The 12,373-nt window shown below is 64.6% G+C and carries 14 protein-coding genes; 12 read left to right on the top strand and 2 right to left on the bottom strand.

What is annotated here, in order from left to right; all coding sequences use genetic code 11:
* Window positions 1–627 (top strand): substrate-binding domain-containing protein (locus tag IL54_RS06275; RefSeq protein WP_037477940.1); only part of this gene is annotated, 627 nt, incomplete at its 5' end.
* 52 nt (window positions 628–679) lie between these two features.
* Here the strand turns inward: IL54_RS06275 and purB are convergent.
* Window positions 680–1,996: an adenylosuccinate lyase gene (gene purB / locus IL54_RS06270; RefSeq protein WP_037474082.1), complete on the bottom strand. Its 1,317-nt coding sequence runs from the start codon at window positions 1,994–1,996 to the stop codon at window positions 680–682.
* A 276-nt stretch (window positions 1,997–2,272) separates the two neighbouring features.
* On the opposite strand from purB, the gene IL54_RS06265 reads away from it, so the two are divergent.
* Window positions 2,273–2,719 (top strand): calcium-binding EF-hand, encoded by a 447-nt coding sequence (locus tag IL54_RS06265; protein WP_037474080.1) that lies wholly within the window; start codon window positions 2,273–2,275, stop codon window positions 2,717–2,719.
* 105 nt (window positions 2,720–2,824) lie between these two features.
* Here IL54_RS06265 and IL54_RS06260 read toward each other — a convergent pair whose 3' ends face one another.
* Window positions 2,825–3,028 carry a hypothetical protein gene (locus tag IL54_RS06260; RefSeq protein ID WP_037474079.1) on the bottom strand — a complete coding sequence of 68 codons (204 nt, stop codon included), beginning with the start codon at window positions 3,026–3,028 and terminating at the stop codon, window positions 2,825–2,827.
* Window positions 3,029–3,236: 208 nt separating this feature from the next.
* Here IL54_RS06260 and IL54_RS06255 point away from each other — a divergent pair, with 208 nt between their 5' ends.
* From IL54_RS06255 to IL54_RS06210, 10 genes are all read left to right on the top strand, one after another.
* Window positions 3,237–4,382 carry a fumarylacetoacetate hydrolase family protein gene (locus IL54_RS06255; protein ID WP_037477938.1) on the top strand — a complete coding sequence of 382 codons (1,146 nt, stop codon included), beginning with the start codon at window positions 3,237–3,239 and terminating at the stop codon, window positions 4,380–4,382.
* Window positions 4,379–5,137: an SDR family NAD(P)-dependent oxidoreductase gene (locus IL54_RS06250; RefSeq protein WP_037474078.1), complete on the top strand. Its 759-nt coding sequence runs from the start codon at window positions 4,379–4,381 to the stop codon at window positions 5,135–5,137. Before IL54_RS06255 ends, IL54_RS06250 begins: the two co-directional genes overlap by 4 nt.
* 1 nt (window position 5,138) lies before the next feature.
* Window positions 5,139–6,014 carry an SMP-30/gluconolactonase/LRE family protein gene (locus IL54_RS06245; RefSeq protein ID WP_037474076.1) on the top strand — a complete coding sequence of 292 codons (876 nt, stop codon included), beginning with the start codon at window positions 5,139–5,141 and terminating at the stop codon, window positions 6,012–6,014.
* 18 nt (window positions 6,015–6,032) lie between these two features.
* Window positions 6,033–7,445 carry a sugar porter family MFS transporter gene (locus IL54_RS06240; protein WP_037474073.1) on the top strand — a complete coding sequence of 471 codons (1,413 nt, stop codon included), beginning with the start codon at window positions 6,033–6,035 and terminating at the stop codon, window positions 7,443–7,445.
* A 17-nt stretch (window positions 7,446–7,462) separates the two neighbouring features.
* The gene (locus tag IL54_RS06235) at window positions 7,463–8,335 is read left to right on the top strand and encodes an aldose 1-epimerase (RefSeq protein WP_037474071.1); all 873 of its coding nucleotides are present in this window, start codon (window positions 7,463–7,465) and stop codon (window positions 8,333–8,335) included.
* A 33-nt stretch (window positions 8,336–8,368) separates the two neighbouring features.
* Window positions 8,369–8,761 carry a lipopolysaccharide assembly protein LapA domain-containing protein gene (locus IL54_RS06230; protein WP_037474069.1) on the top strand — a complete coding sequence of 131 codons (393 nt, stop codon included), beginning with the start codon at window positions 8,369–8,371 and terminating at the stop codon, window positions 8,759–8,761.
* On the top strand, window positions 8,758–9,432 hold the full coding sequence (gene pyrF / locus IL54_RS06225; protein WP_037474067.1) for an orotidine-5'-phosphate decarboxylase: 675 nt from the start codon (window positions 8,758–8,760) through the stop codon (window positions 9,430–9,432). The genes IL54_RS06230 and pyrF overlap by 4 nt, the downstream gene beginning before the upstream one ends.
* A gap of 283 nt (window positions 9,433–9,715) precedes the next feature.
* Window positions 9,716–10,324, top strand: coding sequence for a TetR/AcrR family transcriptional regulator (locus IL54_RS06220; protein WP_037474066.1), 609 nt, complete (start codon window positions 9,716–9,718; stop codon window positions 10,322–10,324).
* A gap of 434 nt (window positions 10,325–10,758) precedes the next feature.
* Window positions 10,759–11,085 (top strand): hypothetical protein, encoded by a 327-nt coding sequence (locus tag IL54_RS06215; protein WP_237748794.1) that lies wholly within the window; start codon window positions 10,759–10,761, stop codon window positions 11,083–11,085.
* Window positions 11,082–12,353, top strand: a complete 1,272-nt coding sequence (locus IL54_RS06210) for an efflux RND transporter periplasmic adaptor subunit (protein ID WP_037474064.1) — start codon at window positions 11,082–11,084, stop codon at window positions 12,351–12,353. The genes IL54_RS06215 and IL54_RS06210 overlap by 4 nt, the downstream gene beginning before the upstream one ends.
* Window positions 12,354–12,373: the final 20 nt, after the last annotated feature.

The raw sequence follows: 12,373 nt of genomic DNA, 5'->3' as shown, positions 1-12,373 counted from the left end.
GCCGATATTCCCGCCGTGGCGGTTGCGACCGGCCGGGCACCCGGCGACCTGGCCGCGGTCAGCATCGACGATTTTCAGGCCGCCTATGAAATGACGCGCCACCTGATCACGCTCGGCCATTCGCGCATTGGCTTCGTCAAGGGCAACCCCAACCAGACCGCCAGCGGCAAGCGGTTCGAGGGCTATCTCGCGGCGCTGAGCGAAGCGAACCTGCCGGTGTTGGATGAACTGATCGCGCAGGGCTATTTCACCTATCGCTCCGGGCTGGACGCGGCCGAACAGATATTGTCGCTGCTCGATCCACCCACCGCCATCTTTGCCAGCAATGACGATATGGCGGCGGCCACCGTGGCGATCGCGCATCGCAGCGGGCTGGACGTGCCGGGCGACCTGACGGTGTGCGGGTTCGATGACACGTCGCTTGCCACCACCATCTGGCCCGAACTGACCACCATCCGCCAGCCGATCAGCGCCATGTCGCGCGCGGCGGTCGAGGTGTTGGTGCGGTTGCTGAAAGGACGGCGCGGAGCCGAGATGGCGTCCGAGCATCTGGTGCTGGCGCATAAGCTGGTGCGGCGGCAGTCGGATGCAGCACCCCGGATGCGGCCCAGGTTGGGCGTGCGATAACGGCCTGAATTTCCTGTTCCCCGGCGGAGGCCGGGGAACAGAGTTTATAGATTTACGCCTCGCCGAAGACGCGGTGGAAGATCGTGTCGACTTGCTTGAAGTGATAATCGAGGTTGAATTTTTCCTCGATCTGTTCGGGTGGCAGCGCGGCGGTGACGTCGGTGTCGGCTTTGAGCAATTCCAGCAGTGAGAGCTGGCCGTCCGATTCCCACACTTTCATCGCGTTGCGCTGGACATAGCGATAGCTGTCTTCGCGGCTGACACCGGCTTGCGTGAGCGCGAGCAGCACCCGCTGCGAGTGGACGAGGCCGCCCATCTTGTCGAGATTCTTCATCATCCGCTCAGGATAGACGAGTAGCTTGTCGATCACCCCGGTCAGGCGACCCAGCGCGAAGTCGAGCGTGATGGTCGCATCGGGGCCGAAGAAGCGCTCGACCGACGAATGGCTGATGTCGCGTTCGTGCCAGAGGGCGACATTTTCGAGCGCGGGCACGACGGCGGCGCGCACTACGCGGGCAAGGCCGGTGAGGTTTTCGGTCAGCACCGGGTTGCGTTTGTGCGGCATGGCCGACGAACCCTTTTGCCCCGGCGAGAAATATTCCTCCGCCTCCAACACTTCGGTCCGCTGCAGATGGCGGACTTCGACGGCGAGCCGTTCGATCGAGCTGGCAATGACGCCGAGCGTCGCGAAGAACATGGCGTGGCGGTCGCGCGGGATGACCTGGGTCGAGACGGGTTCGATCGCGAGGCCGAGCTTGTCCGCGACATGTTCTTCGACGGCGGGATCGATATTGGCGAAGGTGCCGACCGCGCCCGAAATGGCGCAGGTGGCGACTTCCGCGCGGGCGGCGATCAGGCGCGCTTTGCAGCGGGAAAATTCGGCATAAGCTTCGGCCATTTTGAGGCCGAAGGTGACCGGTTCGGCATGGATGCCGTGGCTGCGGCCGATGGTCGGGGTCAGCTTATGTTCGAAGGCGCGACGCTTGATGACGGCGAGCAGCTGGTCGAGATCCTCGATCAGCAGGTCCGACGCGCGGGCGAGCTGGACCGCGAGGCAAGTGTCGAGGACGTCGCTCGACGTCATGCCCTGATGCATGAAGCGGGCTTCATCGCCCACTTGTTCGGCGACCCAGGTGAGGAAGGCGATGACGTCATGCTTGGTGACCGCTTCGATCGCGTCGATCGCGGCGACGTCGATCACGGGGTTGGTGGCCCACCAGTCCCACAGCGCCTTGGCAGCCGAGGGCGGCACGACGCCCAGTTCGCCCAGCTTCTCCGTCGCATGCGCCTCGATCTCGAACCAGATCTTGAAGCGGGCTTCCGGCTCCCAGAGGGCGGTCATTGCGGGGCGGGAATAGCGAGGGACCATGAGCGAATCCTGCAACTGGAGGAGATAAGATGCCGCGCCGCCTAGCAGCGTCGGCAGCGCGGGGCAAATCGGGCGGCCATGTGTGGACGGCAGGCGCGCACGAGAAGGTTGCACAGACAAACAAGATGAATTGACGGCATTTGCAAGACGAATGGGTCAAGATGAACGCATATTCAGGAACAATCGGGCGGTTTCAACTCTTCTTATTGCACTATTCATGCAGCATGGAAGTCAAACACAGGCTGCAGCTTATGGGTCGTAAAATAGGAGATTGTCATGATCCGCACGCTTTTGTTTACCACGGCTTTGGCCGTTGCCGCGCCCGCCATGGCGCAACAGACGATGACGCCGGATACTGCCACGCAACAGGCGGCACCCGCAGCGCCGGTGCAACCGGACGCGGCGACGCCGCAGGCCGGGACGCCCGGTGCAACCACACCGCAGGCCGCGACGCCCGCCAACCCCGGCAATGCGGTCGCGACCATCGTGGATACGGAGTTTCCGGCCTATGACGCCGATAGCGATGGCGAGTTGAGCCAAGCCGAGTTTTCGCGCTGGATGGTGGCGTTGAAGGCGCAGGAGACCAAGGCGACTGGGCAGACACTGCCGGAAGCCGAAGTCACGGCCTGGGCCAATGGTGCCTTTGTGACTGCGGACACGGATAAGAATGCGACGATCAGCAAGCCCGAACTCGTCACCTACCTAAGTGGTGGTGCGGCCTAACAGGCGCTATAATCCCCGAACTGTCACGAGGGACGGGACATCATCTAGTCGGGTCGCACCGACGGCGGCATGGAGCGAAGGCCATGCCGCCTTTTTTTGGGCCGCTCAGGGCCGCTTTCGCGTGTAGAGCAATGCCGCGACGATCGAAGCCGAGCCGATGCCGACCGCAGCCCCGGTCCAGGCCGACTTGCTCATCGAGCGGCGGACGGCGGCCACCATATCCAATGTCGTGGGTTCCTCGTCCGGCTGTGCCGCCGCCGGGGAAATGTCGGCGCCATTCTGGGGCGCGCTCTTGTCTGCGTTATCCATAGTCGGACAGATATGGCAAAGTCCGGCACGCAGGGGAAGATGGCAGATGCGTTTCCCGCCAAGCCCCGATGATTTTTCGCTGCGCGCTGTAACGGCGCACGCCAGCGTGACGGGGTTAGCCGAAGAATCGCGATGCCCCCTCTTGACTTCATCCCCGGATTTATGTTGGTAGCGCTATCAATCAAGAGTAGTTGTTTAGGAGTTGATGATGCCGGGGGACCATGTCTTGCTCGACGCCCTGCCCGCCGATTGGCGCACGGGCCGCTTTCTCGGTCGCGTGTTGACGGCCGCTGGCCCCAGCCCGATCATGGTCGATCAAGGCATCGCCTATGACATGAGCCGGGTTGCGCCGACCGCGGCGCAACTGGTCGAGATGTTTCCGGTGGACGCCCAGAGCGGCGAAGCCCTGGGGCCGCTCGATACGCTGACCCTGCCCCTGCTCAGCCCCGTCGACCTGCAATGCGTCAAGGCGGCGGGCGTGACCTTTGCCCTGTCGGCGATCGAGCGGGTGATCGAGGAACGGGCGCGCGGCGATGCTGGTGCCGCTGCCGCCATTCGCGGCCGCCTGGAAGAGCGGGTCGGCGGGTCGATCCGCGCCGTGGTGCCGGGATCGCCTGAAGCCGCCGCGCTCAAGACCGCGCTGATCGAGGACGATCTGTGGTCGCAATATCTGGAGGTCGCGATCGGCCCGGATGCGGAGGTCTTTACCAAGGCACCGGTGCTGGCGACTGTGGGTGCGGGCGCGCAAATCGGCATCCGGTCCGATTCCACCTGGAACAATCCCGAACCCGAAATCGTGCTGATCGGCAATTCCGGCGGGAGCGCTATCGGCGCGACGCTGGGCAATGACGTCAATCTGCGCGATTTCGAAGGGCGATCGGCGCTGCTGCTCGGCAAGGCGAAGGATAATAATGCGTCCTGCGCGCTGGGGCCGCTCATTCGCCTGTTCGACGAGGACTTCACCATCGACGATGTGCGCAATGCCGAAGTCGCGCTGACCATCGACGGGCCGGAAGGCTATCGCCTGGAAGGCAGCAGCAGCATGAACCAGATTAGCCGCGATCCGCTGGACCTGATGCGCCAGACCATGTCGGAGCATCAATATCCCGACGGGTTCGCGCTGTTCCTGGGCACTTTGTTCGCGCCGGTGCAGGACCGGGACGAACCGGGTCGCGGCTTTACCCACAAGGTCGGCGACATCGTCGCCATCTCCACCCCGCGCCTCGGCAAGCTGGTGAACGAAGTCGTGACGTCGAAGGACGCGGCGCCATGGACCTATGGCCTGACCGCGCTGATGATGAACCTGGCCGAACGCGGCCTGCTGAACGCCGCCAAAGAGAAAGCCGACGCATGAAACGCGCATCCTACCCCAGCCTGGCGGGCAAACGGGTGTTCATCAGCGGCGGCGGCAGCGGGATTGGCGAGGGACTGGTCGAAGGCTTTGTCGCGCAGGGCGCGCATGTCGCCTTTTGTGACATTGCGGTGGCCGAAAGCGAAGCGCTGGTAGCGCGCCTCAGCGATGCGGCCTTAACGCCGATTTTCCACGCGATCGACCTGTGCGACATCGACGCCGTGCAGGCGATGATGGCGCAGGTCGAAGCGGAGCTGGGCGGCATCGACATCTTGATCAACAATGCCGCCAATGATGATCGCCACACGATCGAGGAGGTCACGCCAACTTATTGGGACGAGCGGATGGCGGTGAATTTGCGCCATCTCTTCTTCGCCGCACAGGCAGCCGTTCCGGCGATGAAGCGCGCGGGCGGTGGTGTGATCCTGAATTTCGGGTCGATCAGCTGGCACCTCGCTCTGCCCGAACTGGTGCTGTACCAGACCGCCAAGGCAGCGATCGAGGGGCTGACCCGCAGCCTGGCCCGCGACCTTGGCCGGGACAATATCCGCGTCAACACCATCATTCCGGGCAACGTCAAAACGCCGCGCCAGATGAAATGGTATACGCCCGAAGGCGAAGCCGAAATCGTCGCCGCGCAATGTCTGGACGGGCGGATCATGCCGGTCGATGTCGCCGCGCTGGCGATGTTCCTGGCGTCGGACGATGCCCGCTATTGCACCGGCCATGATTATTTCATCGATGCCGGTTGGCGCTGACATGAGCAGCGCGACGCCCCAGAGTGTTTTGAGCGTCGGCGCGATATTGGGCGAAGGCCCGATCTGGGTCGCGCGCGACGCGGCGCTGTGGTTCGTGGATATCAAGGGCCATTGCATCCATCGCTATGATCCGGCGCTCAATGTGGCGCGCAGTTGGACCGCGCCGGGGCAAGTCGGATGGATCGTGCCGACCGACGACGGCCTGTTCGCGGTCGGGCTGCAGTCGGGCATCCACCGGTTCGACCCGGCCAGTGCCAGCTTCCGGTTGCTGCACGCGCCCGAAGCGCAGGTGCCGGGCAACCGGTTGAACGACGCGACGGTCGCGCCGGACGGCGCGCTATGGTTCGGGTCGATGGACGATAGAGAGGCAGAAGATAGCGGTCACATTTACCGGCTGCATCGAGGCCTGTGCGCCAATGTCGGCCTGCCGCCGGTATCGATCACCAACGGCCCTGCCCTCTCGCCTGATGGGCGGACGCTCTATCATACCGACACGCTGGGCCGCCATATCTGGCGCACCGCGCTGACCGACGACGGGGCGATCGGCGAGACCAGTCTGTTCACGACGATCGAGGATGGCGCTGGCTATCCCGATGGGCCGACGATCGATGCCGAAGGCTGCCTGTGGACCGGATTGTTCGGCGGCTGGGCGGTGCGGCGCTATGATCCGGCGGGCGCGCTGATGCGCGAAATCCGCTTTCCCGTCGCCAACATCACCAAGATCGCGTTCGGCGGGGACGACCTGGCGGTTGCCTATGCGACGACCGCGCGCAAGGGACTGGACATGACAGCGTTGACAGAGCAGCCCCTTGCGGGTGATCTGTTCGCCTTCGACCCCGGCGTCGCAGGATTGCCGGGCCACGTCGCAACGATATAAGATTTGGGAGAATGACGGATGAATGAGGGGAGCGCCGAGAAGGTCAACATGGCCTTCATCGCAGCGATCGTCGCGGTGGCGACGATCGGCGGGTTCATGTTCGGCTATGATTCGGGTGTCATCAACGGCACGCAAAAAGGGCTGGAAAGCGCCTTTGACCTCGGCAAGCTGGGCATCGGCATCAATGTCGGCGCGATCCTGGTCGGGTCGTCGGTCGGCGCGTTCATGGCCGGGCGCATGGCCGACCTGATCGGGCGGCGCGGCGTCATGATGCTGGCGGCCGTCCTGTTCCTGGTCAGCGCCCTGCTGGCGGGTGCGGCGAGTTCCTCGGCCCTCTTCATCTTCGCGCGCATCATCGGCGGGCTTGGCGTCGGCGCGGCGAGCGTGATTTCGCCGGTCTATATTTCCGAAGTCACGCCAGCGGCGGTGCGCGGGCGGCTGTCCAGCATTCAGCAGGTGATGATCATTTCCGGCCTGACCGGCGCGTTCATCGCCAATTTCGTGCTGGCGCGCTATGCGGGCGGATCGACCGCGCCCTTGTGGCTCGATTTTCCGGCGTGGCGCTGGATGTTCTGGTTGCAGGCGATTCCTGCCGCCATCTATCTCGTCGCTTTGCTCTTCATCCCTGAAAGCCCCCGCTATTTGGTCGCGCGCGGCCGGGATGCGGACGCCGAAGTGGTGCTGACCCGCTTGTTCGGTCCGCTCGAAGCGGCGCGCAAGGTCGCGGAAATCCGCGCGAGCCTCGCCGCCGACCATCATCGGCCCAAATTGTCCGACCTCATCGAAAAGACCAGCGGCAAGATCCGTCCGATCGTGTGGACCGGCATTGGCCTGGCGGTGTTCCAGCAGTTGGTCGGCATCAACGTCGTCTTCTATTATGGCGCGACGCTGTGGGAAGCGGTCGGCTTTTCCGAAGACAATGCGCTGCAGATCAACATCCTGTCGGGCGTGCTGTCGATCGGCGCGTGCCTTGGCGCGATCGCGCTGGTGGACAAGATCGGCCGCAAGCCGTTGCTGCTGATCGGATCGGCCGGTATGGCGGTAACGCTGTCGGTCGTGGCCTATGCCTTCTCGACAGCCGTGACCGGCGCGGACGGCGCGGTGTCCCTGCCCGGCTATAACGGGTTGATGGCGCTTATTTCCGCCAACCTCTATGTGATCTTCTTCAACCTCAGCTGGGGTCCGATCATGTGGGTGATGCTGGGCGAGATGTTCCCGAACCAGATTCGCGGATCGGGCTTGGCCGTCGCTGGCTTTGCCCAGTGGATCGCCAATGCGGCGATTTCGGTCAGCTTCCCCTCGCTGGCCGTCTCGCCGGGGCTGGTGTGGACCTATATGGGCTATGCGCTGTTCGCGGCGATCTCCTTCTTCTTCGTGCGCAAGATGGTGTATGAGACCAAGGGTCGCGAGCTAGAGGATATGGTCGGCTGAGTAACGAGACGATCCTGTTGCGGGCGGGAGGGCTGGAGGCAGCGCTCTCGCCCGCTGTCGGTGGGGCGCTGCGCTGGCTGGCGCTTGATGGCGTCGACCTGCTGCGGCGCGCGCCGGAGGGGAGCGTCGATCCGCTCGCCATGGCGAGCTTTCCGCTGGTGCCCTATGCCAATCGCATTGCCGATGGGCGCTTTCATTTTGGCGGGCAGGATTATCACTTGCCGCTCAATTTCGGCGATCACCCGCACAGCCTCCACGGCCATGGCTGGCAAAGCGGCTGGGCAGTGACGGACCAGCGCGATGATGCAGCGCAGTTGACGTTGGTACATCGCCCGGATGCGCGCTGGCCATGGGCGTTTACCGCGCGGCAGCATATTGCGCTCAGCGCGGATGCGATCGTCCTGACGCTGGCGCTGACCAACGATGCCGAGGACGATGCGCCCGTTGGCCTTGGTTTCCATCCCTATTTCCGCGCCGATGCCGACACGCGCTTGCAGTTTGCGGCGCAAAGCCTGTGGCTGTCCACCCCCGACATGCTGCCGGAGCGGTCGGTGCCTGCCGATGGGCTTGGCGACTGGTCGGCGCTGGCACCGGTGCAGGGCGAGAGCCTGATCGACAATGTCTATGGCGGCTGGGACGGGATGGCGACCGTGGCGCGCGGCGACGGGCTGCGCCTGACGCTGACGGCGAGCGGGGCGGACTGGCTGCATGTCTATCGCCCGCCCGGCTCCGATGCCTTTTGCCTGGAGCCGGTCAGCCATATGCCCGACGCGCTGAACCGGGCCGACGGCATGGCGATAGTCGCCCCCGGTGCGACGCACAGCCTGTCGATGCGGATCGAAATCGGCAAAAGCGATCAGGTGCTTCCGAAATCCGCCGGGATCGCCTAAGCTGCATCGCAACAGCAGCATGAGGTAAAGCCGATGCAATTTTTGCGGACCGCCTTCTGGGTCGTCATCGCCGTCGCCCTGGCCTTCTTCTGCATGGCGAATTATGTCCCCGTGACCGTGCGCCTGTGGGGCGACCTGGTGATGGAAACCAAGCTGCCGGTCCTGTTGATCGGCGCGTTCCTGCTGGGGGCTCTGCCCTTCTGGATCATGGCGCGGGCCACCCGCTGGCGCTTGAAGCGGCGGCTGGATAGCACGGAGCGCGCGCTGGCTGCGGTCACTACGCCGCCCGCACCACCGGCTTCGGCAGCGCCGGTCGCTTCTACGCCGGTCGCCCACTCGCCTATGTCCTCGACGCCGCCGATGGCCGACGCGACGGACCCGGCCACACCCCCACCCTCCCCTCTTTCGCCCGCAGGACCAGCATGAGCAGCCCCATCTATGTCGCCATCGACACGCCCGATCTCGCCAAGGCGCAGCATCTGGCCGGGCAGGTGCGCCATCATGTCGGCGGGCTGAAACTGGGCCTCGAATTTTTCTGCGCCCATGGCCATCATGGCGTGCATGAAATGATGAAGTTCGACCTGCCGATCTTCCTCGACCTCAAGCTGCACGATATTCCGAATACTGTGGCCAAGGCGGTGCAGGCGCTGCACCTGCTGGAACCTGCGATCCTGACCGTCCATGCGGCCGGTGGCCGCGCCATGCTGGAGGATGCCAAGGCGGCGGCTGGGGTGAATACGAAGGTGGTGGCGGTGACCGTGTTGACCAGCCTGGACGATGGCGACCTGCTCGACATCGGTGTGGGCGGGAAGGCCGAGGATCAGGTGCGGCGGCTCGCCGACCTGGCGCAGAGCGCCGGGCTGGACGGCATCGTCTGTTCGGGCGAGGAAGTGGCGATGGCCAAGAAGGCCTGGCATGACGGCTTTTTCGTGGTGCCGGGCGTGCGGCCTGCTGGCGGCGCGATGGGCGACCAGAAACGCGCCGTGACCCCGCGTCAGGCGCTTGATCGGGGTGCGTCGATATTGGTGGTGGGGCGTCCGATCAGCCTGGCGGAAAATCCCGACCTGGCGGCGCGCGAGATCGAAGCGACGCTGTAAGCGGCGAAGTTCACACCGTCGCTGGGTGATTGGGGGCAATCGCAACGGAGAAGTTGCTGCCACTGAAGCGCGCCAGCAGCTTTTATAGCACCGACGTTCCTGCTTGGTATAGGGCCCGCAGCTACTATCGGGATTGATGGCGGATGGCCAAGAATAACAAGTCAGCAACCGTGCAGCCCGCTCCAGGTCCGCTAGCATAGGCTTAACCAGATAGTCGTGGCCCAATGGGCCATGTTCTCCTGCCCTAGACCTTTGGCCATCGTCATACTATATACCGATCGGTATGGAACAGGTTGCAACCACGTCTCGCGGTCGGCCGCGTGAATTTGATCCGGCACAGGCCTTGGCTGCTGCGCTGCAGGTTTTCTGGCGGCGTGGTTATGAAGGCGCGTCGATTTCGGACCTGACCGAGGCGATGGGGATCACCCGACCCAGCCTCTATGCCTGTTTCGGCAACAAGGAAGCCCTGTTTCGGCAAGCGCTCGACCTCTATGAGACCGAGAAGCTCTGCTATGTGAAGACGGCGTTGGAAGCCCCCACGGCGCGCGGCGTGGCCGAGCGGTTGTTGCGCGGTTCGCTTGCCATGCAATGTAGCGACAGCGAGCCGCAGGGTTGTTTAGGCGTCATCAGCACCGTGGCTGGCGTGACCGAGGCAGACTGCATCCGCGACGAAGTGTTGAAGCGCCGCGCCTCGTCGAACGCCGCCTTGCTCGCGCGGTTCGTGCAGGCGAAGGAAGAGGGCGACCTGCCCGACGGCATCGAGCCGGAGGCGATGTCCTGTTATCTCTCGACGGTGATGCAGGGCATGGCGGTCCAGGCATCGGGCGGCGCATCGCGCGAAACGCTGGAAAGACTGGTGCAAACCACCCTTGCCATGTGGCCGGGGCGATAGGGGATAGGTCGCCGAACGGGCACCCCATTCACCTGCGATAAATAATTACCGATCGGTATGTTATTCCGATTGACGCAGCGCAGCATCTCATTATATACCGATAAGTATGGAATTAACCACTGAGCCGACAGGCTTCAGGGAGGTAATTATGCGCTGCCCCATCATCAGAGGCGGTCCCTGACCGATCGCTTGCGGTAGCCCAACAGGGCGTCGCATCCCCCCACCGATATTCTCGTTCGATAGCTCCGCGCACCTGCGCGTGGGTTTCGGCCATCGCTCATCTGCCGGACGCTCTGCGTGTATCCGGTCGGCGCGATCGGCTGCGCTCTTTTCATCACTGGTGCCGTCCAGGGAGGACTTAACACATGGCTTTTATAGATTTCGCCCAGCCCATGGCTGGAGCGCCCCTATCCGCATGCCTGCCGATGGCGGACATGGCTGAAGCTGCCACGCTTGATCCGCTGGAATGGCAGGTGGTGGCGCTGGCCCGATCCGATCGGCTCTCCACCCTGCGCAGGCCCGGCAGCTGGGACAAATGGAGCGCGCTCATCTTGGGCCCACGCCCAAGCCCCGTGCTGGCCAGCGAACGGCTGGAGGCGCTGCGCCGCCTGTCGGTCGAGGCCTGGCATCGCGGCTATGCCGTCACCCCTTCCGCCCTTGCCGACGCGCAAGAGGCCGGTTTCACCGCCGACCAGCTCGAACTGCTGCTCGCCACCATCAGCGCGGGCCGCAGCGCCCGTGGACGAAAGGTTCGCCCATGAACATGCTCGCCCCCATCCATGCCGACACGGCCAATGAAGTTTCGCTGTCCAAGAAGCGCCGCCTGTCCCGGCGCGGCGGCGCGATGGCCGCGATCGCGCTGGTCCTCGTCGCCGGTGCCGCCTGGAAATGGCTCGACCAACCCAATGCCCAGGCCGCGGCCACGCCGATCGCCACCGTCGGCATCTCCACGCCGCTCGCGCGCGAAGTGACCCAGTGGGACGAATATGTCGGTCGATTCGCCCCCAGCCAGACGGTCGAAATACGGCCGCGCGTATCGGGCGCGGTCACCGCGCTTCACTTCCGCGACGGGGATATCGTGCGCAAGGGCCAGCTGCTCTTCACGATCGACCAACGCCCGTTCCGCGCCGCGCTGGCCGAAGCGCAGGCCAATGTCGCCGCCGCCCGCAGCACCTTGGCGCTTGCCCGTTCCGATTATGCCCGCGTCCAGCGGCTGACCGGCGACGAAGCCATTTCCGCGAGCGAAGTCGACGCCCTGCGCGCCCGGCTGCAATCCGCACAGGCTGCGCTGGCCGCTGCCGAGGCGCGCGCGCGCCAGCGCTCGCTCGATATGGAATTTACCCAGGTCCGCGCCCCGATCGGCGGCCGCGTGTCCGACCGGCGCATCGACATCGGCAATCTGGTGGCCGGTGGCGACGGCGCCAGCGCGACATTGCTGACGACGATCAATGCGCTCGATCCCATCTACTTCACCTTCGATGCGTCCGAAGCTTTGTTCCTCAAGGCGCAGCGCGACCGGGCGGATGGCGATGGTGCAACCGCCGTCGAGGTCCGTTTGCAGGACGAAACCGACTATAAGTGGAAGGGCAAGCTGGACTTCACCGACAATGGCCTCGACCCGCGTTCGGGCACGATCCGGGTGCGCGCGACCTTTGCCAATCCGGGCATGTTCCTCGCGCCCGGCCTGTTCGGCAATATGCGGCTTGCCAGCGGTGGCACGACCCGCGCCTTGCTGGTGCCGGACGCCGCGATCCAGTCCGATCAGGCGCGCAAGACGGTGCTGGTCGTGGGCAAGGATGACAGCGTTTCCGCCAAGCCGGTCGAACTCGGCCCGGTCGTGGATGGCCTGCGGATCATCCGGTCCGGCCTGACGCCGCAGGACCGCGTCATCGTCGGCAATGTCCAGGCGGCGATGCCCGGCACCAAGGTTGCGGTACGCGCCGCACCCATCAAGCCGCAGCCGACGCCGGTGACGCCCGTCGATCCGGCCGCCGCACCCGCCGCCGCCCAGGCGACCTTTGCGCGCTAAACCCATTTCCCAAGGATAAC

The sequence above is a fragment of the Sphingobium sp. ba1 genome (genome assembly GCF_000743655.1).
Classification (GTDB): Bacteria; Pseudomonadota; Alphaproteobacteria; order Sphingomonadales; family Sphingomonadaceae; genus Sphingobium.
This window is presented reverse-complemented; position numbering and strand designations above follow the sequence as displayed.